This is a genomic window from Actinomadura sp. NPDC048955 (genome assembly GCF_040649435.1).
GTDB classification, from domain to species: Bacteria; Actinomycetota; Actinomycetes; order Streptosporangiales; family Streptosporangiaceae; genus Spirillospora; species Spirillospora luteofluorescens.
In genome coordinates this window covers 1-20,880 of the sequence record NZ_JBEZJI010000067.1, presented here as the reverse complement: position 1 = coordinate 20,880, position 20,880 = coordinate 1, and the positions used below count along the sequence as shown (strand labels likewise).

The following is a 20,880-nucleotide window of genomic DNA, read 5'->3' as shown; positions in this document are numbered from 1 at the left end:
AGCACTTTTTTGTCGAATCCGGCTCCCGCAAACCGAACCGACCACTCTGGACGGCGGCGACGAGCCCGGAACGCCCCCGGACGCGCGCTGTGGGGCACGCTAGCCCCGGCTGTTCGGGACGACCCGCCACCACGTCAGGCAACGCCATACCCATTCGAAGGGGCCGTAGCGGGCACGGCGCAGCCATAGCAGGCTGAAAGCCAGCTCGACCAGGAACACTCCCGCGCCGGCGGAGAACGCCATTCCGTAATCGGGCTCGTCGCCGATCCGAAGCAGGCGATCGGCCGCCAGGATCAGCAGCGTGGCGGCGAGGTAACCCGTCAGGGCCGTCCGACCGAGGGGCGCCAGTGCGCACAGTGCCCGCCGGATCCGTGTTCGCATCAGCAGCACGACCGCCGCGACGTAGGCGGCGGCCGTCGCCAGCCCCGCCACCGTCGCCGGTACGGCGCCGGAATCGACTCCCTTGCTGATCTGCAGGGAATTCAGCGCGATGGCGAGCACGCCGGTCGCACCCAGGACGACGCGGATCCGGCCCGTCGACAACCCGAGCAGCTTTTCCACGCCATATCTCGCCGCTCCGAAGCCGACCAGGAAGAGCCCCGGAATGAGCGTGACACCGCCGACCGCGGCGGCGGCCGCGGTGGCGACACCACCCAAGGTCAGGATGAGGCGCCAGCCGGGGATCAGCGACGCGGGCAGCAGGACGACGAGGCCGGCGACGGCATACGTCAGCAGCACCTCGCGAGGCTGAAACAGCCGGTGCAACGCACCGAGGGGGATCAGGAACCCCAGCCTGGCCAGCATGACCAGCCTCGGGCTGTGCGTGCGGCTCTGAACCCCGTCCAGGAACAGGCCGAAACTCAGTCCGAACAGGAACGAGAAGATCGGGAAGAACCTCTGGTGCAGCAGGGTCTCGTACGCCCAGTGCCCGGGACCAGCGTCCGGGCCCGAAGTCGGCATCCCCGTGATGCCCACAGTGTTCACCAAGGTGATGCCGAAGAGCGCGAATCCGCGCAGCACGTCAACCTCGGTGAGGCGCACGGGCTTTCCCGATCGGTCCGCGAGTTCCGCCGTGACCGCCGTCGACGAAGTCGGCACCGCCCAACCACATCACATCCGGGCCGCGCGCTCCGGCGCCGCCGCCGGATCAGGTGATCGTGTGCACCGTGAGGTCGCCGTCCCGGTACATCTGCCGGAGGGTCTTCTTGGAGAACTTGCCGACGCTGGTCTTCGGGACCTCGGCGATGAAGGCCCAGCGCTCCGGAAGCTGCCACCTGGCGACCCGGCCGGCGAGGAACTCGCGCAGTTCCGCCGCCGTGACCTCCGCCCCGTCCCGCACGACGACGGACGCGAGCGGGCGCTCCTGCCAGCGGTCGTCGGGCACGCCCACCACCGCCGCCTCCACGACGTCCGGATGGGCCATCAGCTGGTTCTCCAGCTCCACCGACGAGATCCACTCCCCGCCCGACTTGATGACGTCCTTCGCCCGGTCGGTGAGGACGAGGTACCCGTCCGGCGACAGCGTCCCGACGTCCCCGGTGCGCAGCCAGCCGTCGTGGAACCTTTCGGGGTCCTCGTCCAGGTGGTAGGCGCCGGTGATCCACGGCCCGCGGATCTCGACCTCGCCGACGGCCTCCCCGTCGCTCGGCAGCACCACCTCGCCGTCCCCCACGATCCGCATCTCCAGCCCGGAGAGGACGCGGCCCTGGCTCACCCGCGCCCGCCACGCGTCCTCGTCCTCCGCCCCGGGCGGCGGGTGCGCGACCGACGCGACCGGCGAGGTCTCCGTCATCCCCCACGCCTGCACGATCCGGACGCCGATCTCCTCGAACCCGCGCATCAGCGACTCCGGCACCGCCGACCCGCCGCACGGGACGAGCCGCAGCGAGGTCAGGTCCGACCCGTGTTCCTTCGCGTACCGCAGGACGTCCGACCAGATCGTCGGCACCGCTCCCGCGACCGTCGGGCGCTCGGCCTCGATGAGCCGGACGAGCGGCTCCGCCTGCAGGAACCGGTCCGGCATCACCAGCGACGCGCCCGCCATCACCGCCGCGTAGGGCAGCCCCCAGGCGTTCGCGTGGAACATCGGCACCACCGGCAGGACCAGGTCGGGCGCGCTCAGCCCCATCGCGTTCCCCGTGCACGTCGACATCGAGTGCAGGTACGCCGACCGGTGCGAGTAGACGACGCCCTTCGGGTTGCCCGTCGTCCCGCTCGTGTAGCACATCGCCGCGGCCGACCGCTCGTCGATCTCCGGCCACGCGAACGTCGCCGGCGCCGCCGCGAGCAGCTCCTCGTAGCCGTGCACCTCCTTGCCGGCGACCTCCAGCGGCGCGGTGTCGCCCTCCCCGACGACCACCACGTGCCGGACGGTCTCGAACCGCGCCAGCACCGGAGCCAGCAGCGGGATCAGCGACGCGTCCGCGATGACGACCCGGTCCTCGGCGTGGTTCGCGATGTAGACGAGCTGGTCGGGGAACAGCCGCAGGTTCAGCGTGTGCAGCACGGCCCCCATCGACGGCACCGCCAGGTAGGCCTCCAGGTGCTCGGTGTTGTTCCACATGAACGTGGCGACCCGCTGGTCCCCGTCCACCCCGAGCCCCCGCAGCGCTCCCGCCAGCCGCGCGGCGCGCTCGCCCACCTCCGCGTACGTGCGGCGCCGCGTCCCGTCCCCCGTCCACGTGGAGACCGCCGCCTCCCCGAAGACCCCGGACCCGCAGCGCATGATCGTCGTAATGGTCAACGGAAAGTCCTGCATCGTGCTCAACACGGGGCGCTCTCTTTCTCCCAGGGGGCGACCCCCTGGAACCCCCGTCACGAGCCGGGCGATCCTCACGCCACGGTGCGGGTTTCCGTGCCCGTGCGGGTTTTCGTCGTGTCGCTGCGGTCGCCCGGCTCGACGGGCCGTGCGACCTCCGGGCGCCCAGAGCGCCTTCCGGCCACCCGACCCGCACCGGGGGCTGGGCCCCTCTCCACGAGTGGATTCAGGTGTCCTCATCCAAGAGCGCCAGAAAGGACAAATCAACCCTCCCAACCCCAAAACCAGGCGAGAACCCGCAGGCGATGTGCGCGAAGAGCACGCACGCGCGTGGCCTCTGAACGGGCGACGGCGCCCCCGCGCAGGGCGCAGAATGCGTGACCCGCGCTTTTGGACGTGCCACGCCCGGACGCTCTTGGAGTCGACCTGTACCGGGGCCGCGGGCAGGAGCGCAACGCGCATGCCCGGCTCGTGACGGGGGTTCCAGGGGGTCGCCCCCTGGGCTAGTACAGCTCTCGGAGGCGGGTCATGGCTCTTGAGACGGTGGATTTGACCGTGCCCACGCTGACGCCCAGGACTTCGGCGATCTCGCGTTCGGACATGTCCTCGTAGTAGCGGAGCATGACGGCCAGGCGCTGGCGTTCGGGGAGGCGCCTGAGGGCGCGGCCCAGGGCGTCGCGCATCTCGCTGCGGTCGGTGTGGTCCTCGACGGGGCGGTCGGGGAGCTGGTCGGTGGGGTAGATCTCCAGCTTGCGGCGGCGCCACCAGGAGATCTGGGTGTTGACCATGGCGCGGCGGACGTAGCCGTCCAGGGCGGAGCGGTCCTCGATGCGGTCCCAGGCGAGGTAGGTCTTGGCCAGGGCGGCCTGGAGGAGGTCCTCGGCCTCGGCGCGGTCGCTGGTGAGCTGGGTGGCGGCCCTGAGCAGGACGGGGCCGCGTTCCACCACGTATGCGCGGAACTCGTCGTGCCGCGTCGCGTTCACACCCACCACCGGACCAGGGGTTGGGGAGCCGAGCCGACTCCCGGTATGACGACGATCGCATGCCCGGCGTAATTACGGGCCTACTAGAACAACATATCCGGGTCAACCAGTTCATATTCTTCTACCGAGGTAGATCAAACTTCCTCCACCCATTGACTTATCGCGACAAATCCGTCGACAGCCGGGTCACGGGGCGTGACTCTTGACTCACTGTCCTAACAGCTGTTGCCGAACGTCACGATCGATGCCGGAGTGCCGCGATGCCGACGACCCATCTCCGCCGGGCGGCGCACCGCCGGGCACTGTTCGCGGCCCCCGAAGGTCGGGAGGCCGATCGCTCCGCCCCCGGGGTGAGCGGCATGGTGCTGGACGCGAGCCCGCATCTGCTGGTGGTGGCCGAAGCGGGGGCGCGGGGGGCCGAGACCCGCATCGCGATGAGCGAGGACACGGCGATCTGGCACGGCGGGCGCGGGGGCCCCGCCGCGCTGCGGCCGGGCCGGTCCGTAGTGGTCCGGCGGACCCGCGGCGGCCGCGCCGACCGGATCTGGGTGGGCATCGGCCGGGTCAGCGGGACGATCCTCGCGTGCGGGCGAGGCACCGTGGAGGTGGACATGGGGCCGCACCGCGGGCGCGCCCACGTGGTGATCCCGCCGTCCGTCCTCGGCCCGGTGCTGGTCCGGCATCCGCGCCTGGAGCCCGGCTACCTGATCGACGTGATCTGCGTGGGGACCCCCGGGGGGCCGCAGGCGGTGCGTCCGGGCACGTCGCAGCCCGGTTACCGGGTGGCCGACCTCGCCGCGCCGGAGGCGGCCGCGCCGGTGCCGCGGGAACTGCGCGGGACGGCGACCTGGTTCGGCGGCGTGGAGGGGGAGTGGCGGGACGGGGCGTCCTACCCGGCGGTCGACCCCGAGGGGGACGCCGGGGGCTGCGCCGACGCACCGTCCGGATGCGCGCCGATGCCGTACCTGTCGATCGGCAGCCAGATCACCGTCCGCAACGACTGCGCGGGGCGGTCGGCGCCGGTGCCGGTGATCGAGTGCGGCTGCACGGCGGCGCGGTTCTGCGACCGGTGCGTGGAGTGCGACGCGTCGCCGCGGGGGCGGATCGTCGAGCTGACCCCGGCCGCCTTCGCCGGGCTCGGCGGCGACCTGGCGGCCGGCTGCTTCAACGCGACCGTGCGGCCGGGCGGGCCGCGGGGGATGGAGGGGCCGTGGTGACGGCGATCCAGAACACGCAGGTCCTCCTGCTGGCGGCGGTGCTGCTGGTGGCGTGCCTGGCGAAGCTGACGGTGCGGGAGCGGGCGGCGGACGCGCCGGACCACGTGCACGGCGTCCCGGTGCCGGCCAGGCTCGCGCGGCTGTCGGCGCTGCGCCGCAACCGGGGCATGACGGTCGGGCTCGGCATCGGCGAGGGCATGCTCGGCCTCGCGCTGCTGGTGACCTCGCACCTGTCGGTGCGGCTGGCGACGACGGTGGCGTTCGCCGCCGCGACCTGGGTCGTCGGCGAGCTCCGGGTGCACAGGCCGGACGCGGGTTGCGGCTGTTTCGGCGCGCTGAGCGCCAAGAAGGTGGACCGGCGCAGCGTGCTGCGGGCGATGCTGTTCACCTGCGCGGCGATCGTCTCGCTCGGCGCGCCGCACGCGGGCGTGGACGTGCTGCGCGACGTCCCCGCGCAGGTGGGGTTGATGTTCGCGGTCGAGGTCGCGCTGTTCGTGGCGCTGTCCCCCGAGCTGGCGGAGCTGGCCGGCCGGCACCGGCGCCCGCGCGCCGCCGTCCCGTGCGAGCGGCGGCAGAGCCCGATGCCGGAGACCTACGCGAGGCTGTACGACAGCTCGGCGTGGGCCGAGCACGAGAACACGATCAAGACCGCGGTGCCGCTGGACGTGTGGCGGGAGGGCTGCTGGCGGTTCGTGGCCTTCCCCGGGCGGGTGAGCGAGCGGGACGTGGAGATCGTGTTCGCGGTGCCGACCTCCGAGCGGGACGGGAACGTCCGGTCGGCGGTGGTGGCTTCCGAGACCTCCGCGCCCGTCCGGCCGAGTCTTGGACGCGTCCAGTAGCCGGTCGCGTCAGAACTGCCTGGCGGCGCCCCCGCGCGAGTGGCGGAACAGGAGGCGCCGGGTGCGGGCGTGCAGCACGTCGCGCAGCCGCGTCATGTACTGGTTCTCCGACCCGGTCTCCGGCGGGCGGCCGCCCTGGTCCTGCCGCATCGCGGACTCGTCGTAGCCGAGGATCGAGGCGGATATCTCCTCCTCGCCCGCGAACTCGTCGTCGGTCTCCCGGCCGCCGGGCCGGCGTCGCACCATCATGTCTTCCCCTGGCATCGCCCAGATGCCCGCCGCGGGTCGCCACCGGTCTCCTACCCCACTGACCTGGGAAGACAACACGCGGGACGCCGCCGGTTGATCGGCTGCGCCGGTTCACCAACTGCCCTCCGGCTCCTCCTCGTCCGTGTCGAAGGAGGAGACGTCGACCGTGGCCTGGTCGTCCGCACGCGGGGGCAGGCCGCCCTGCTCCTGCTGCATCGCCTCCTCGTCGTGCAGGGAGATCTCGTCCTGGTCGCCGTACTCCTCCTCGGCGGCGAACTCGTCTTCGACGGCGAACTCGTCCAGGCCGCCGTGCTGGTGGTCCGGGTCCTGTCCTCGGAATCGGTCTGCCATGTCTCCCCCGACGTCGGCGTCCGCGCCCGTCCCGGGCGCGCGACGGGGCTCCTACCCACCTCGCCCGGACGACACCTGATCGCCTCTCTGCAACTCTCTAGCGCTCTCTAAGAAAAGATCTAGAGATGCTTAGAGAAAGGCAGAGGAGGGACGAGCGAAATCTACGGCTCTCTATCCCTGTCGCTAGAGAGTCGGATATTCGCCCGACGAGGCGCCTCGATGCGACCTTCTACCGCTCTCTAGCTCTGCCGCTAGAGAGCCCGATGGACGGATAGGTCAGGCAGGCTGGGAGCGGAGGAACTTGCCGAAGTGCGGGACGGTGAACGCGACCATGCCGCGTTCGGCGCTGTAGATGAGGCCCTTCTTGATGAGCCCGTCGCGGGCGGGCGACAGGCTGGACGGTTTGCGGCCCAGCTCGTCGGCGACGGACGCGGTGGGCACCGGGTCGTCGCCGAGCATGGCCATGGCGCGCATGTAGTCGCGCTCGGCCGGGGTGGCGCGCTCGTAGCGGCTGCCGAAGAAGCCGACGGCGAGCTCGCTCTCCGCCTCCGGCGCGGCGACCTTGATGTCGTCGACGGTGATGGGGCTGTCGGGTGCGACGTCCCAGACGACCTTGGCGTACGCCTGGACGAAGTAGGGGTAGCCGTCGGCCGCGCCGTACAGCGCGTCGAGGGCGTCCTGGGTGAAGGTGACGTCCTCGCGCTCGGCGGGGGCCAGCAGCGCGACGTCGGCCGACTCGCGGTCGAGCCGGTCGATGCGGGCGTACCGGAAGAGCCGCTCGGAGTAGGACTTGCTCGCCGACAGGACGGCCGGCAGGTGCGGCAGGCCCGCGCCCACCACGATCAGCGGGCCGCCGACCTGCGACAGCTCGTGGCACGCGGCGCACAGCGCGGACACGTCGTCGGCGGGGATGTCCTGCATCTCGTCGACGAACAGGGCGATGCCGACGCCGACGTCGGTCGCGACGGAGGCGGCGTCCACGAACAGCTCGGTGAGGTCGATCTCCAGGTCGCCGGAGTCGGCGCGGCCGCGCGCGGCGGGCACGTCGATGCCGGGCTGCCAGCGGTGCGCCCGCGCACTGGCCTTGCCGGACGGCTCGGGGCCGGCCTGGGCGAACGCCTTGAGCACGCCGAGGAACTCCTCGATGCGGTCGGGCGCGCGATGCCGGGGCGCCAGCTCCCGGACGGCCCGGTGCAGCGCGGACGCCACCGGGCGGCGGATCGACTGGTCGGGACGGGCCTCGATCTTCCCCGTCCCCCACAGCCGCTGGATCGCCTGCGACCGGAAGGCGTTGAGCAGCACGGTCTTGCCCACCCCGCGCAGCCCGGTGACGATCATGCTGCGCTCGGGGCGGCCCCGGGCCACGCGTTCGAGCACCACCTCGAACTGCCGCAGCTCGCGGTCGCGGCCGGCCAGCTCGGGCGGGCGCTGCCCGGCGCCCGGGGCATAGGGGTTGCGCACGGGGTCCACGCTCTCGGACTCTATGAGGCGATATAGCTGCGGACGTAGATTTGCGTAGAGAACGCCGCGGCGTGTCGCGTGGTCACGCCGTCGCCCGCGGTGCGCGGAGCCCTCGGCCCCCCGTGTGGCCATGGTCGCCACCATGTCGCCTCCCGGGCGAGCGCGTTCGAACAAGGTGGTCGAACTTCTGTTCGACTATTCGAACACAGTAGCGCATGCCCCCTCCCCCGTCACGCGAACGCGGAAGACGACCCCGGCCGCGGGCACCACCCCCGCGACCGGGGAGTTCGACGTCCGGACGGGTCAGGCCAGGGGCTCGTCCGCCGCGGACCGGTGGGGGACCTTCTCGGCGGGGACGGTGCCCATGCGCCCGGCCTGGAAGTCCTCGAACGCCTGGATGATCTCGTCACGGGTGTTCATCACGAACGGCCCGTACCGGGCGATCGGCTCCCGGATCGGCAGGCCGCCGAGGATCAGGATCTCCCAGCCCGCGGCGCTCGCGGCCGGCTGGCCGTCGGCGGCGCGGACGACGAGGCCGTCCGTCTCGCCCTTGTGGTGCGAGCCGGCGAACACCGCGAGCTGCCCCTCGTCCAGCGCGACCTCCTCGACGCCGGCCGTCCCGCGGCCCGACAGGACGTACACCATCGCGTTGAAGTCGCGGGGCCAGGGCAGCGCCAGGCGCGCACCGGGCGCGACGGTCGCGTGCAGGTAGTTGATCGGCGTGTAGGTGACGCCCGGACCGTCGTGTCCGGCGAGCGACCCCGCGATGACGCGCACGAGGGACGAGCCGTCGTCGGCGGCGAGCAGCCTGACGTCGCGGGCCTCGATGTCCTGATAGCGCGGCGGGACCCACTTCTGGGCGCGCGGCAGGTTGACCCATAGCTGGACGCCGTGGAACAGGCCGCCCTTGGCGACCAGCTCGGGCGGCGGCTGCTCGATGTGCTGGATGCCGGACGCGGCCGTCATCCACTGCGTGCCGCCGTCGGCGATGAGGCCGCCGCCACCGGTGGTGTCCTGGTGCTGGAACGCTCCGTCGATGATGTAGGTGACGGTCTCGAACCCCCGGTGCGGATGCCAGGGCGTGCCCTTGGCCTCGCCGGGCGCGTACTCGACGGCGCCCATGTGGTCCAGGAGCAGGAACGGGTCGGCCAGGGACAGGTCGATACCCGGGAACGGGCGCCTGACCTGGAATCCCTCGCCTTCGAGGTGGCGCTGGGCGGTCACGACCTTGGCGACGCGGCGCCAGTCGGTGCCCTCCTGCGGCAGCAGCGGCAGGCGGGGCAGGGTCAGCGGGTCGGCCATCACGGCGGGCATCGGGTTCTCCCTCGTCCGGGGTGCCCCGTCCGCGATCGGGCGGTGCATGGTCCCTGCAACTTAGTTGATGATTCAACTATTCCCTCGGACGGAGACACCCGTCCTGCTAGGCTGAAGATAGCGAAAGTTAGTTGAATCTTCAATATATGGTCTATACTCGGTCCATGACCGAACCTCGCTGGCTCGATGCCGCCCAGCAGCGCGATTGGCGGGCATACGTGGACGGCAGCGTCCGGCTCACCGAGGTCATGGACCGCGATCTCAAGACCAAGCACGGGCTGTCGAACTCCGAGTACGAGATCCTCGTCCGGCTGTCGGAGGCGCCCGACCGGCGGCTGCGGATGGCGGAACTGGCCGACAACGCCAGCCAGTCGCGCAGCCGGCTCTCCCACACCTGCTCCCGCCTGGAGTCCAAGGGCCTGGTCAAGCGGGACAGCTGCCCGAACGACAAGCGCGGCGTCTACGCGCACCTGACCGACGAGGGCTTCGCCGCGCTCGACCGCGCCGCCCGCGACCACGTCGAGGTCGTCCGGACGTTCTTCATCGACGTGGTCGAGCCCCAGGACCTGGAGGCCATCGGGCGCGCGTTCGGCCTCGTCCTCAAGCGCCTCGGCGGCCCGTCCTAAGCTCGACGGCCCGTCCTAGAGCGGGGCGGCCCGTCCTAAAGCGGGGCGGTCACGCCGGTCAGGAACCCGACCGACAGCAGGGTCAGCAAGCCCCAGGCGAGCATCATCCCGATGCCGAACGTCCGCCACCGCCCGCCGACCTTCCAGGCGAGCAGGCCCCCGAGCCCGAACGCCAGCACGAGCAGCGTCACGAACTGCGGCAGCAGGCTGGGCCGGCGGCTCATCATCAGCGGCGGGTACATCATCACGGCGTCGACGAAGACGAACGCCGCCATGCCGGCCGCCAGCGCCTTGACGTCCCGGCCGAGGAACGCACGCGCGCGCTCCGCGGCGACCTGCGCCCTCTCCGTCTGCAGCAGGGGCTGCGCATGCGCCCCCTGCTCGACCTCCACGCTGTGCGCGACCGCGAAGATCTCGTCTTCGAGGCTTGGAAGGTCCCTCTCCTGAGGTTCCGCCATCCCGGCTCCCTGGGGCCGGACGCCCGCCGGGCGGCATGCCCGGCGGATGGTTGAGGATCACGGCCCGTCCGTCCCGGCCCTTTCCGTCGGGCGCGCCTTCAAACGCACCGTAGCGAATACCCGGCCCGGCGCGCTCACCCCCTGACCTGCGTATGCTGCAAAGATGCCAGGTAGAGGGGCCATGGGAACCGCGACTTTCCTCGCCACGCTGCTGGCCGTGCTGCTCGCCGCGGCCGGATGTGGCCGCGGCGGCGACGACACGGGCGAGTCGGCGCCTCCGGCGACCCCGCCGGCCGCGTCCGCTCCGAGCAGCCCGTCGCCGTCCCCGAGCAGGCAGGGCTTCCAGTCCACGATCAAGAAGGTGACGGCCGGGGACCTCGAGCACTCGTGGCGCCGCGGCTGCCCCGTGTCGCCGTCCGGGCTCCGGATGATCGAGATGACCTACTGGGGGATGGACGACAAGCCGCACACCGGCGGGCGGCTCGTCGTCAACGCCAAGGCGGCCGGCGACCTGGTCAAGGTGTTCCGGAAGCTGTACGCCATGCGCTACCCCATCGAGCGCATGGAGCCGGTCGACAAGTACAAGGGCAGCGACTTCGACTCGATCGAGGCGAACAACACCTCGGCGTTCAACTGCCGCCAGGCGACCGGGTCGAGCTCGTTCTCCAACCACGCCTACGGCCTCGCGGTCGACATCAACCCGTGCCAGAACCCGTACGTCTACGCGGACGGGCGCGTCGCGCACAAGGACTGCGTCAAGTACAAGAACCGCAAGAACGACGACCCGGGCGTCATCCACGCCGGCGACAAGGTCGTCAAGGCGTTCGCCTCGATCGGCTGGAGCTGGGGCGGCACCTGGAGCGGCGCCCGCGACTACCAGCACTTCTCCAGTTCGGGCCGCTGAGCGTCACATCATCATCAGCGCGATCACGAGGATCGCGACGACGGCCACCACGGCGACGATGCCGACGATCAGGCCGATGTTCGGGCCGGTCTTCTCCGGCTGCGACTGGCTGGCGAAGTTCTGGAACTGGTGCGTCGTGCCTGCAGGATCCTGCGGTGTCTGCGACATGCCGAAGAGGGTAACGAACCCTTCCGCCCGAGTCGGGCGATTTCACCACGAGAGCAACCCGAGCCGGCCGCGACGACCATCAGGTGGTGGGGGCCGAGGAGCCCGAGCCCTACTCTTCGTCCGAGTCTTCGAGCAGCTCGCGCACTTCGATGACTTCGGTCGGGACGTCCTCCTCGGGCCAGCTCACGGCGAGGGCCTGGATCATCGGACGGTGCTCCGCGAACGTCTCGTCCCGTGCGAGGACCAGGGCCGCGGCCGCCTGGATCTCCAGCTCGGGGCGGCGGGCCGCACTCAGGAGCACATCGACGGAGTTGCCGCTCCGAAACTCCCCCAGCAGATACACGGCCTGACCGCGCTCGCTCATCGGGACGGCTTCGTCGCACACGACGTCCCCAAGGGCTTGGACGAGCCGGGGGTGGGAGCGGCCGACGGACCGGAGCACGTCGCTCACGGTGTCGAGGACCTGGCCGCGGAGCGAGTCGGCGCACTTGAGCGAGTCGGCGAGCACGGACAGGTCGTCCTTCGCGGCGACCCCCAGCGCGGACAGGGCGGTGAGGTGGGCCGCGAGGGGACCGTACTCGCGGCTGAGTTCGGGTGGGGACGGCGGCCGCCGCAAGATCTCCTGAATCAAGGTGAGGACGAGCGCCCTCGCCGGTTGCCGTGCCTCTTCACCACCTCGCGCGAGGGCGCCTTCCGAGTCCCACCAATGGTCCAGGGCGATGCCGACGGCGGCCACGTCACCGCTTCCGAGCATCGTGCGCATGGCGTCGTGGTACGACTCGTCCGCCGTGGGGAGGCGCAGCCTTCTGTGCGCGCGACGCAGGGCCGGGTCCCGCAACCGGTGCCCCTCCCAGTGAACGCTGTGCGGCTTCCCGAAGACCAGGTCGACGGGGTTCTGACCCCAGAAGTGCGCCGGTGGACGCTCCTCCCAGCTTTCCGCCAGGTCTTCCATGACCGCACGGTGGCGGTCCAGGCCGCCGGTCTTCACCAGGTGGGAGACCGCGTGCACCTGCACGTCCGGCTCCCCCTCGCGGATCGCACGCAGAAGGACGTCGTCGGCGCCCGCACCGAGCCGGTCGGCAAGGATCCGGATCGCCGCCTCCCTGGTCCCCTGGGAGGACGGGTCGAAGATCACACCGCTCACGGCCTCGACGAGCCGCGCGTCAGCGGACTCGGCCCCGTCGAGGAGCCCGGACGCCGCCCAGACGGCCCTGTACCGCACGGTGTCGGAATCCGTCCGGCCGAGGATGTCCACCAGCAGGTCGGTGTCGCCCGGTTCCGCGTGCCGCGTTCCGATCATGTTCAGCGCGCTCACCTCGGCGGGCGAGATCGGGCGACGGAGCACCTCGCGGGCGCGCTCCAGCACCTCGGGCAGGTAGGCGTCCGCCAGGTCGGAGTCGTCCAGGACGTGCCGCAGCCCCTCCCAGTGCTCGTAGTGGTCGAGCGCGATGCCCACGGCGACCGGGTCGTCGCTGCGCAGCAGCGTGGTGAACGCCTCCAGGCACGTCTCGTCGGTCAACGGGAACCGCAGCTCGTCGTGAGCGTTCCGAAGGGCCGGATCGTCCAGGTGGGCGTCCTTCCAGTACGTGCTGTGGAAGCCCACGAGCGCATCACGAACGTCCCTGGAGAAGGGGCCCGCGTCCTCCGGCCAGGAGTCGACGAGTCGCTGGAGCAACTCCCGGTGCACACGGACCTTCTTGGGCGATATCAGTTGCCCCGCCGCGCTGACCTGGACCTTGAGGTCACCGGATTCGGTAAGGCGGAGGAAGAGGGCGTCCACCTCGGGCATGTCGAGTTCGCCCAGGGCATGGATCGCGGAGCCGCGATCCCGTGCGTCCAGGCTCTCGTCGAGGGCGATCGCGCGGACGGCCGCCAGGAGGCGAGGGTTCGGCTCCTCCGCGTCCCCGAGAGCGGTGGACGCGGCCATCAGCCCCTCCTCCCGCAGCCCGGGGTCAGAGGTGGTTTCCAGAATCTCGGCGATCCGGTCGGCGTCCTCGTCTTCACCGAGGTGCCACACCGCGGTGAGCGACCAGGAGAGCGCCCGATGCCGGTTCTCGTCGTCGAGCGTGGACGACCGGTCCAGAAGGTCGCGGGCGACGAAGAGCACCTCGTTGTTCAGTGGCCAGTAAGGGTTGTCCACTCCCCACCGGGTGTCCGCCTGCGCCTGCTGGTAGTCGCTCAACGCATCGCACACGACACCGAGGTCGCCACTGCGCAGCCGTTGACTGAACTCTCCGAGAAACGACGCCTCATCGCCATCCGGCACAGGGTCTCCTCCATGATCGGCTCATCAGGCTGGCAGACCGATCTGCCCCATGTCCTCCAGTTTCAAGGCTCTCTTCGCCCTGCCGACCCGTCGCGCCCCGGAGTGAGCTTCGTCCCGCCGAACCCGGTGCCGCCGAAGGCCCTCGGCGAGCGGGAGCGAGCCGTCGACCCGGCTCGACCATGTGACCGCTGACACCGCCGCTGCCTGGGCGGAGAGTGTGGGATTCGAACCCACGAGGACTGTCCCCAGCCCTGGGCGCTTTCAAGGCGCCTGCACTAGTCCACTATGCGAACTCTCCAGGTGACCGCCTCGCGGTGGTCATCGCCCACGATAGCGGGCCGGGGCGGCTGCGTTCGACCGCATAACGCGACCCCCTAGGGGACGCGGTAGCCGGGGATGGACGGCCAGCGGACCGTGAGCACCACCGACTCCTCCTCGGCCTCCCACGAGTGGTCGACGCCGCGGCCCCACACCACGTAGTCGCCCTGCTCGGCGAGGACGACGACGCGGCCGGGGAACTCCAGCCGGAAACGGCCGCTGATCAGCACGAGCAGGGCGGTGCGCTTCTCGCCGTCCGTCCACGCGGCGCGCCGCTCGCCCTTCGTGTGCACGCCCCACTTGATCTCGACCTCGGCGCTGTGCCGCAGGTCGCCGGGCGTCTTGAAGTGCCCGAGCAGCCAGCCGCGGTCGGCGGCCGCGTCAGGCGCCGCCCTCCCCACGTACACACCGTCGTCGTCCGTCACAGATGGCAACGGTAGCCCAGCTCAGGACTGCGGGCGCTGGAAGGCGAAACCGTCGCCCACCACGGCGGCGAGCGTCAGGTACGCCTCGCGGGTCGCGGGGGCGAGCTGCTCCAGTTCGACCTCGGCGCCCTCCTCCAGGTGGTCGTCGTAGGGGATGCGGACCACGGCGCGGCAGCGGCTCTCGAAGTGGGCCTGGAGCTTGTCCAGGTCGACCTGGCTGCGGGTGCGGTTGCGGACCATCGACAGGACGACGACGCCGTTGCGGACCAGGTGGCCGTGGTCGTGCGCCTCCAGCCAGTCGAGGGTCGCGCTCGCGGACCGGGCGCCGTCCACCGACGGGGAGCTGACCAGGACGAGCTGGTCGGCCAGGCTCAGCACGCCCGCCATCGCCGAGTGCAGCAGCCCGGTGCCGCAGTCGGTGATGCAGACCGAGTAGTACTGCTCCAGGACGACGGCGACGGCCGCGTAGTCCTCGGCGCTGAACGCCTCGCTGACCGCCGGGTCGCGGTCGGACGCGAGGATCTCCAGGCGCGCCTCGTTCTGCGAGGTGAACGCGCGGACGTCGGCGTACCGGTGGATCTGGTCGCGGTTGTTGAGCAGGTCGCGGACGGTCGCGGCGGTCTCCAGCCTGACCTTGTCCGACAGCGTCCCGCGGTCGGGGTTCGCGTCCACCGCGATGACGCGGTCGCCGCGCAGCGACCCCAGCATCGAGCCGAGCCCGGTGGTCGTGGTCGTCTTGCCGACGCCGCCCTTCAGCGACATGACGGCCACCCGGTGGTGCCCGCCCGCGACGGCGGTGCGCGCCCGCGCGATCAGGTCCTTGCGGCGCAGGTCGGTCTGCGACTCGCCCGGGTGGATGCCGCCCGCGGTGGCCTTGTAGACGGCGCGCCGCCAGCCGGACGAGGGCGCGATGCGACGCTCGCCGAGCAGGTTCTCGGAGCTGAGGCTGTCGGCGCTCTGCTGCCCCTGCTGCTGGGGCGGAGCGGGGTGGCCCGGCTGCATCATCTGGCCGGGCGCCTGCGGGTACTGCCCCTCCACCTGCGGCGGCCCGGCCGGGTACCCGTAGCCCTGCAACTGGTAGGGCTGCCCGGTGTTGGGGTCGACGGGGGGAGCGTAAGGCTGTCCGGTGTTCGGGTCGACCGGCGGGTACGGCTGGGCGGCCGCGTTCGGGTCCGGCGCGTAGGGCTGGCCCATGCCGGGGTCCATCGGGGGATACGGCTGGCCGGGCGCGGGCGGGCCCGGCTGGAACGGCAGACCGGCGTTCGGGTCATGCGCGTAAGGCCGGCCGGCGTTCGGGTCGGGCGCGTAAGGCTGACCGGTGTTCGGGTCCATCGGCGGGAACTGCTGCCCCTCGGGGGCCGGGCCGAAGGAGACGGGCTGACCCGCGGCGTTGGGGTCGGGCGCGTAGGGCTGACCGGTGTTCGGGTCGACCTGCGGGAAGAGCGGGCCGCCCGCGTTCGGGTCAGTCGCGTACGGCTGAGCGGCGTTCGGGTCTGCCTGCGGGAAGAGCGGACCGCCCATGTTGGGGTCAGTCGCGTACGGCTGACCGGTGTTCGGGTCTGCCTGCGGGAAGAGCGGACCGCCCGCGTTCGGGTCGGGCGCGTAGGGCTGGCCGGTGTTCGGGTCGTTCGGCGGGAGCTGCTGGCCCTCGGGGGCCGGGCCGAACGGGACGGGCTGGCCCATGTTCGGGTCCGGCGCGTAGGGCTGGCCCATGCCGGGGTCCATCGGGGGATACGGCTGGCCGGGCGCGGGCGGGCCCGGCTGGAAGGGCTGACCGGTGCTCGGGTCGACCGGCGGGAACTGCTGACCCGCGGCATTCGGGTCCGGGGCGAACGGCTGGCCCATGCCGGGGTCGGCCGGCGGGTACGGCTGGCCGGTGGTCGGGTCCACGGGCGGGAACTGCTGACCAGGCGCGTTCGGGTCGGAGGCGAGAGGGCGGCCCGTGGCCGGGTCGACGGGGACGTACGGGCGGCCAGAGTCGTCGGTGTCCTGCGGGTAGGGCTGGCCCGTCGCGGGGTCGACGGGCTGGTAGGCCTGGCCCGGCTGGTCCTGAGGGCCGAACGGGTCGGCCGGGTAGGGCGGCAGCTGGTCGAGGGGCGGGGCCGCGCTGCCGTTGGCGTCGTACGGGGACGGCTGCGGCTGGTAGCCGCCCGCGGCGTACGGGGGCGGGAGCATTCCACCGTCGAACGGCTGGGGCATGGGGCCGCCCTCGTAGGGCGGCGGGCCGAAGTCGTCCTGGGAGCCCTGGTAGGCGGGGGGCGCGGCGAGCCAGGGTTCGGCGTCCTGGCCGGGCTGCTCGGCCTTCGGTTCGGCGGGGGCGGGCGGCGCGTTCTCCTGCTCCTCGGGCCCCTGCGGCGGCTGCGCGCCCTCGGGGGCGGGGGACGGTCCCTTCGCGTCGTCGCTCATCGCGTCCAGAGAGGCCAGCCGCTCCTCCAGTGAGCGCCCGTCGTGCTCGTTCCTCGCCACCGTTTTCCCCCTCGGGCACGCCTCTGATGATCCACACGGTGCAGGCGGGCAAAAAGACCCCCACGCAGGATACCGGTGCGTCAATACCGGGCATCCCGCGCGTAGATCGGCCTTGCGGGACGGCTGGGCGGGGGCCGGGGACGTCTTGGAGGCGCCCGGTAGCGTGACCGGTATGCATGCGATCGTGATCCGCGAGCCGGGCGACGCCGGCGTCCTGGACTGGAGGCCGGTGCCGGATCCGGCGCCGAAGCCGGGCGAGGTGCTGATCGACGTGGCGGCGAGCGCCGTCAACCGCGCCGACGTCATGCAGCGGATGGGCTTCTATCCCCCGCCGCAGGACGCTCCCCCGTACCCGGGCCTCGAGGTCTCCGGCCGGATCGCCGAGCTGGGCGAGGGCGTGACCGGGCCGGACGTCGGCGACGAGGTGTGCGCGCTGCTCAGCGGCGGAGGCTACGCCGAACGGGTCGCGGTCCCCGCCTCGCAGGTGCTGCCGGTGCCGCGCGGCGTGGACGTCGTGGAGGCCGCCGGGCTCCCGGAGGTCGCCTGCACCGTGTGGTCGAACGTGGTCATGCTGGCCGGCCTGCGCGAGGGCGAGACGCTGCTCGTCCACGGCGGGGGCAGCGGCATCGGGACGTTCGCCATCCAGCTCGCCAAGGCGCGCGGGGCGCGTGTGGTGACGACGGTGGGCAGCCCGGAGAAGGCCGCACGGTGCCGGGAGCTGGGCGCGGACGTCGCGGTGAACTACCGCGAGGACGACTTCGTCGAGAGCGGCCCCTACGACGTGATCCTCGACCTCATCGGCGCCAAGTACCTGGCGCGCAACGTGGACGCCCTCGCCACCGGCGGGCGGCTGATGGTGATCGGGCTCCAGGGCGGCGCGAAGGCGGAGCTCGACATCGGCATGCTGCTGCGCAAGCGGGCGCTGGTGCACGCCACGACTTTGCGGGCCCGTCCGTTGGAGGAGAAGGCGCGGATCGTGGCCGGCGTCCGGGAGCATGTGTGGCCGCTCCTGGAGTCGGGACGGATCCGGACGGTCGTCGACCGGCGGATCCCGATGGCGGAGGCGTCGCGCGCGCACGAGTTGATGGAAGAAGGCGGTCACGTCGGCAAGATCCTGCTGACCGTGTGAGGATGTGGAGTTTATGAGCGAGGCTTCGAAGAAGCAGTCGGAAGAGCCCCAGGTGCTCGTCCTGGGCCCGAACGGCATCGCCGTCGAGGGCGGCGGCGACGGCGAGTCCGAGGGCAAGTCGGTGACCGAGATGGTCGAGCAGCCGGCGAAGGTCATGCGGATCGGCGGGATGATCCGGCAGCTGCTGGAGGAGGTCAAGGCCGCGCCCCTGGACGAGGCGAGCCGGGCCCGGCTGCGGGAGATCCACCAGTCGTCCATCAAGGAGCTGGAGGACGGCCTCGCGCCCGAGCTGGTCGCGGAGCTGGAGCGGCTGTCGCTGCCGTTCACCGAGGGCACGGTGCCGAGCGAGTCGGAGCTGCGGATCGCGCAGGCGCAGCTCGTCGGCTGGCTGGAGGGCCTGTTCCACGGCATCCAGACGACCCTGTTCGCCCAGCAGATGGCGGCGCGGGCGCAGCTGGAGCAGATGCGGCGCGCCCTGCCCGCGGGAATGATGCCCCCCGGCGTCGAGGACGACCCGAAGCCCGGGCCGCGCTCGTCCGGCCCCTATCTGTAGGACGCGCGACTCCGGCCGCACCCCGCAGCGGGTGCGGCCGCGCTACGGGAAGAGTCGTTCCAGGACCTCGGCCACGCCGTCGTCGTCGTTGCGGGACGTCTTGTGCGACACGGCGGCCAGCACGAGCGGGTGCGCGTTCGCGACCCCGTAGGACGTGCCCGCCCAGGCCAGCATGGGCAGGTCGTTGGGCATGTCGCCGAACGCGGTGACGTCCCGCGCCGTGACGCCCTGCTCGGCGCACAGGGCCGCCAGGGCGCTGGCCTTGGTGACGCCGAGCGCGCTCATCTCCAGCAGCCCGCGCCCGGAGGAGTGCGTCACGGTCACGAGGTCGCCGACGGCCTGGACCGCCTTCGCCGACAGGGCGTCGGGGTCGGCGGCCGGATGGAACGCGAGCAGCTTGGTTCCGCCCCGGCTGACCAGTTCGGCGTCGTCGACGGGGCGGCCGCCGAGCGCCGCCGCGTCCCACCGGCCGAGGTCGTAGCTGGCCTCGAACACGAACCCGGTCGGATACTCCACCGCGAAGCGCAGCTCGGGCACGGTGCCGCGCAGCCGCCCGATCACCTCGGCGAGCACGTCCGGCGCGATCTCGTTGGCCCGCAGGACGGTCTCGGTGTGCAGGTCGTAGAGGACGGCGCCGTTGGCGCAGATCGCGACGCCGCGGTGCTCGACGGCCGCGGCGATCTCCGTCATCCAGCGCGGCGGCCGCCCGGTGACCATGACGAGCATCGCCCCGGACCGCTCGACCCGGGCGAGGGCGGCGACGGTCCGGGCGGAGATCGTGCCGTCGGAGCGCACGATCGTGCCGTCGAGGTCGGTGGCGATCACACGCGGCGAGGACTCAGACATGTCACCTTCCTGGGCAGATGGGACACACCCTAGGCCAGGGGCATGACACGCCCGACTCCCGGCATCGCCCCAGGGCCCCCGAGACGCGGGCGGGGCCCGACCCGGGCCGGGACGGGCCCCGCTCCACGCACGTTCAGCGCTTGACCGGCTCCAGGACCTCCAGGCCGAGGAACTTCTGCAGCGCCTTCGGGACGCGCACCGAACCGTCGGCCTGCTGGTGGTTCTCCAGGATCGCGACCATCCAGCGCGTCGTCGCCAGCGTCCCGTTCAGCGTCGCCACCGGCTGGTTCCTGCCGTCGGCGTCGCGGTGCCGCACCGCCAGGCGCCGCGCCTGGAACTCGGTGCAGTTCGACGTCGAGGTGACCTCGCGGTAGGTGTTCTGCGTCGGCACCCACGCCTCGCAGTCGTACTTGCGGGCCGCGCTGGCGCCGAGGTCGCCCGCCGCCACGTCGATCACCCGGTACGGGATCTCGACCTTGGCGAGCATCTCCTTCTCCCATTCCAGCAGCCGCAGGTGCTCGGCGTGGGAGTCGGCCGGGTCGCAGTAGGAGAACATCTCCACCTTGTCGAACTGGTGGACGCGGATGATGCCGCGCGTGTCCTTGCCGTAGGAGCCGGCCTCGCGGCGGAAGCAGGACGACCACGCCACGTACCGCCGCGGCAGCTCGTCGACGATCTCGTTCATGTGGAACGCGGCGAGCGGCACCTCCGACGTCCCGACCAGGTACAGCTCCTCCTGCGAGAGCTGGTACACCTCGGCGGCGTGGGCGCCGAGGAACCCGGTGCCCTCCATCGCCTCCGGCTTCACCAGGACCGGCGGGTACATCGGCACGAACCCGCTCGCGACGGCCTGCTCCATGGCGAGGTTCAGCAGCGCGTACTGGAGCCGCGCGCCCACGCCCGTCAGGTAGTAGAACCGCGCGCCCGACACCTTCGCGCCGCGCTCCATGTCGATGGCGCCGAGGCTCTCGCCGAGCTCCAGGTGGTCCTTCGGCTCGAAGTCGAACGCGGTGGGCTCGCCGACGTGCTCCAGGACGACGAAGTCCTGCTCGCCGCCGGGCGGGGCGCCCTCCTCGATGATGTTCGGGACGCCCTTGAGCAGCGCGTCGAGCTCCCCGCCGAGGCGGTCGGCCTCCGCCTCGCGCTCCTTCACCTGCTGCGCCAGCTCCTTGGCGCGGGCCAGCAGCGCCTGCCGCTCGTCGCCCTGCGCCTTGGACACCGACTTGCCGAAACTCTTCTGCTCCGCCCTGAGCTGCTCGAACGAGGTCAGCGCGGAGCGGCGCCTCCCGTCCAGGTCGAGCAGCCGGTCGACGACGCCGTCATCCTCACCGCGGGCGCGCTGCGAGGCGCGCAGCCGCTCGGGATCCTCTCGAAGAGCTCGCAGGTCAATCACAGACCCGAGGCTACCGGCCCGGCACCCCCGTCCGCGCGCGAGTATCGGCGGTTCGCGGACGCCGCTAGCTGTACTGCCCTGACAGGTTGGTGACTCGGCTGGAGGGTGGTTGTCCTGCCAGTGCGGTGTGTCCGCGGTGATGGTTGTAGAGGTGCA

General features: G+C 71.8%; 20 protein-coding genes and 1 tRNA gene. 6 read left to right on the top strand and 15 right to left on the bottom strand.

Features of this window, described 5'->3' with window-relative positions; translation table 11 throughout:
- Positions 1-99: 99 nt before the first annotated feature.
- The 3 genes from AB0C84_RS38690 to AB0C84_RS38680 form a co-directional block, all read right to left on the bottom strand.
- The gene (locus tag AB0C84_RS38690; protein ID WP_361075933.1) at positions 100-1,041 is read right to left on the bottom strand and encodes a DUF418 domain-containing protein; all 942 of its coding nucleotides are present in this window, start codon (positions 1,039-1,041) and stop codon (positions 100-102) included.
- A 106-nt stretch (positions 1,042-1,147) separates the two neighbouring features.
- Complete coding sequence (locus tag AB0C84_RS38685; RefSeq protein ID WP_361076000.1) at positions 1,148-2,758, bottom strand: long-chain fatty acid--CoA ligase; 1,611 nt, start codon at positions 2,756-2,758, stop codon at positions 1,148-1,150.
- A gap of 503 nt (positions 2,759-3,261) precedes the next feature.
- Complete coding sequence (locus tag AB0C84_RS38680) at positions 3,262-3,741, bottom strand: SigE family RNA polymerase sigma factor (RefSeq protein WP_179845073.1); 480 nt, start codon at positions 3,739-3,741, stop codon at positions 3,262-3,264.
- A gap of 260 nt (positions 3,742-4,001) precedes the next feature.
- Here AB0C84_RS38680 and AB0C84_RS38675 point away from each other — a divergent pair, with 260 nt between their 5' ends.
- Together AB0C84_RS38675 and AB0C84_RS38670 are read left to right on the top strand one after the other, a co-directional pair.
- Positions 4,002-4,958 carry a hypothetical protein gene (locus AB0C84_RS38675; protein WP_361075930.1) on the top strand — a complete coding sequence of 319 codons (957 nt, stop codon included), beginning with the start codon at positions 4,002-4,004 and terminating at the stop codon, positions 4,956-4,958.
- The gene (locus AB0C84_RS38670; RefSeq protein ID WP_179845074.1) at positions 4,952-5,797 is read left to right on the top strand and encodes a MauE/DoxX family redox-associated membrane protein; all 846 of its coding nucleotides are present in this window, start codon (positions 4,952-4,954) and stop codon (positions 5,795-5,797) included. The genes AB0C84_RS38675 and AB0C84_RS38670 overlap by 7 nt, the downstream gene beginning before the upstream one ends.
- A gap of 9 nt (positions 5,798-5,806) precedes the next feature.
- Here AB0C84_RS38670 and AB0C84_RS38665 read toward each other — a convergent pair whose 3' ends face one another.
- From AB0C84_RS38665 to AB0C84_RS38650, 4 genes are all read right to left on the bottom strand, one after another.
- Positions 5,807-6,046: a hypothetical protein gene (locus AB0C84_RS38665; RefSeq protein ID WP_361075927.1), complete on the bottom strand. Its 240-nt coding sequence runs from the start codon at positions 6,044-6,046 to the stop codon at positions 5,807-5,809.
- A 111-nt stretch (positions 6,047-6,157) separates the two neighbouring features.
- A complete protein-coding gene (locus tag AB0C84_RS38660) occupies positions 6,158-6,397 on the bottom strand; it encodes a hypothetical protein (RefSeq protein ID WP_361075924.1) in 240 nt (79 codons plus the stop codon).
- Between the two features lie 276 nt (positions 6,398-6,673).
- Positions 6,674-7,867: an ATP-binding protein gene (locus AB0C84_RS38655; protein ID WP_179845077.1), complete on the bottom strand. Its 1,194-nt coding sequence runs from the start codon at positions 7,865-7,867 to the stop codon at positions 6,674-6,676.
- A gap of 294 nt (positions 7,868-8,161) precedes the next feature.
- The gene (locus AB0C84_RS38650) at positions 8,162-9,172 is read right to left on the bottom strand and encodes a pirin family protein (protein ID WP_179845078.1); all 1,011 of its coding nucleotides are present in this window, start codon (positions 9,170-9,172) and stop codon (positions 8,162-8,164) included.
- 164 nt (positions 9,173-9,336) lie between these two features.
- On the opposite strand from AB0C84_RS38650, the gene AB0C84_RS38645 reads away from it, so the two are divergent.
- A complete protein-coding gene (locus tag AB0C84_RS38645) occupies positions 9,337-9,798 on the top strand; it encodes a MarR family transcriptional regulator (RefSeq protein WP_179845079.1) in 462 nt (153 codons plus the stop codon).
- Positions 9,799-9,833: 35 nt separating this feature from the next.
- Here AB0C84_RS38645 and AB0C84_RS38640 read toward each other — a convergent pair whose 3' ends face one another.
- Positions 9,834-10,256 carry a hypothetical protein gene (locus tag AB0C84_RS38640; protein ID WP_258940180.1) on the bottom strand — a complete coding sequence of 141 codons (423 nt, stop codon included), beginning with the start codon at positions 10,254-10,256 and terminating at the stop codon, positions 9,834-9,836.
- A 181-nt stretch (positions 10,257-10,437) separates the two neighbouring features.
- Between AB0C84_RS38640 and AB0C84_RS38635 the strand changes: the two genes are divergently transcribed.
- Positions 10,438-11,160: a M15 family metallopeptidase gene (locus AB0C84_RS38635; RefSeq protein ID WP_361075919.1), complete on the top strand. Its 723-nt coding sequence runs from the start codon at positions 10,438-10,440 to the stop codon at positions 11,158-11,160.
- 3 nt (positions 11,161-11,163) lie between these two features.
- Here AB0C84_RS38635 and AB0C84_RS38630 read toward each other — a convergent pair whose 3' ends face one another.
- The 5 genes from AB0C84_RS38630 to AB0C84_RS38610 form a co-directional block, all read right to left on the bottom strand.
- Positions 11,164-11,328, bottom strand: coding sequence for a hypothetical protein (locus AB0C84_RS38630; RefSeq protein WP_179845082.1), 165 nt, complete (start codon positions 11,326-11,328; stop codon positions 11,164-11,166).
- Positions 11,329-11,437: 109 nt separating this feature from the next.
- Positions 11,438-13,594, bottom strand: a complete 2,157-nt coding sequence (locus AB0C84_RS38625) for a hypothetical protein (protein ID WP_361075916.1) — start codon at positions 13,592-13,594, stop codon at positions 11,438-11,440.
- A 209-nt stretch (positions 13,595-13,803) separates the two neighbouring features.
- Positions 13,804-13,892 (bottom strand) — tRNA-Ser (locus AB0C84_RS38620).
- Between the two features lie 76 nt (positions 13,893-13,968).
- A complete protein-coding gene (locus tag AB0C84_RS38615; RefSeq protein ID WP_258940183.1) occupies positions 13,969-14,337 on the bottom strand; it encodes a signal peptidase I in 369 nt (122 codons plus the stop codon).
- Positions 14,338-14,358: 21 nt separating this feature from the next.
- Positions 14,359-16,803, bottom strand: a complete 2,445-nt coding sequence (locus tag AB0C84_RS38610; protein WP_361075913.1) for an AAA family ATPase — start codon at positions 16,801-16,803, stop codon at positions 14,359-14,361.
- Positions 16,804-16,975: 172 nt separating this feature from the next.
- Between AB0C84_RS38610 and AB0C84_RS38605 the strand changes: the two genes are divergently transcribed.
- Positions 16,976-17,932, top strand: a complete 957-nt coding sequence (locus AB0C84_RS38605; RefSeq protein ID WP_361075910.1) for an NAD(P)H-quinone oxidoreductase — start codon at positions 16,976-16,978, stop codon at positions 17,930-17,932.
- Between the two features lie 13 nt (positions 17,933-17,945).
- Complete coding sequence (locus AB0C84_RS38600; protein WP_361075907.1) at positions 17,946-18,485, top strand: bacterial proteasome activator family protein; 540 nt, start codon at positions 17,946-17,948, stop codon at positions 18,483-18,485.
- A gap of 42 nt (positions 18,486-18,527) precedes the next feature.
- Here AB0C84_RS38600 and AB0C84_RS38595 read toward each other — a convergent pair whose 3' ends face one another.
- Together AB0C84_RS38595 and serS are read right to left on the bottom strand one after the other, a co-directional pair.
- Positions 18,528-19,331: a Cof-type HAD-IIB family hydrolase gene (locus tag AB0C84_RS38595; RefSeq protein WP_258940185.1), complete on the bottom strand. Its 804-nt coding sequence runs from the start codon at positions 19,329-19,331 to the stop codon at positions 18,528-18,530.
- Between the two features lie 133 nt (positions 19,332-19,464).
- The gene (serS, locus tag AB0C84_RS38590) at positions 19,465-20,724 is read right to left on the bottom strand and encodes a serine--tRNA ligase (protein ID WP_179845088.1); all 1,260 of its coding nucleotides are present in this window, start codon (positions 20,722-20,724) and stop codon (positions 19,465-19,467) included.
- Positions 20,725-20,880: the final 156 nt, after the last annotated feature.

Coding starts and splice junctions, on each gene's coding strand:
- AB0C84_RS38645 (WP_179845079.1), top strand. CDS start 9,337: ATGACCGAACCTCGCTGGCTCGATGCCGCCCAGCAGCGCGATTGGCGG.
- AB0C84_RS38640 (WP_258940180.1), bottom strand. CDS start 10,256: ATGGCGGAACCTCAGGAGAGGGACCTTCCAAGCCTCGAAGACGAGATC.
- AB0C84_RS38635 (WP_361075919.1), top strand. CDS start 10,438: ATGGGAACCGCGACTTTCCTCGCCACGCTGCTGGCCGTGCTGCTCGCC.
- AB0C84_RS38595 (WP_258940185.1), bottom strand. CDS start 19,331: ATGTCTGAGTCCTCGCCGCGTGTGATCGCCACCGACCTCGACGGCACG.
- AB0C84_RS38605 (WP_361075910.1), top strand. CDS start 16,976: ATGCATGCGATCGTGATCCGCGAGCCGGGCGACGCCGGCGTCCTGGAC.
- AB0C84_RS38675 (WP_361075930.1), top strand. CDS start 4,002: ATGCCGACGACCCATCTCCGCCGGGCGGCGCACCGCCGGGCACTGTTC.
- AB0C84_RS38650 (WP_179845078.1), bottom strand. CDS start 9,172: ATGCCCGCCGTGATGGCCGACCCGCTGACCCTGCCCCGCCTGCCGCTG.
- AB0C84_RS38685 (WP_361076000.1), bottom strand. CDS start 2,758: ATGCAGGACTTTCCGTTGACCATTACGACGATCATGCGCTGCGGGTCC.
- AB0C84_RS38665 (WP_361075927.1), bottom strand. CDS start 6,046: ATGATGGTGCGACGCCGGCCCGGCGGCCGGGAGACCGACGACGAGTTC.
- AB0C84_RS38630 (WP_179845082.1), bottom strand. CDS start 11,328: ATGTCGCAGACACCGCAGGATCCTGCAGGCACGACGCACCAGTTCCAG.
- AB0C84_RS38600 (WP_361075907.1), top strand. CDS start 17,946: ATGAGCGAGGCTTCGAAGAAGCAGTCGGAAGAGCCCCAGGTGCTCGTC.
- AB0C84_RS38660 (WP_361075924.1), bottom strand. CDS start 6,397: ATGGCAGACCGATTCCGAGGACAGGACCCGGACCACCAGCACGGCGGC.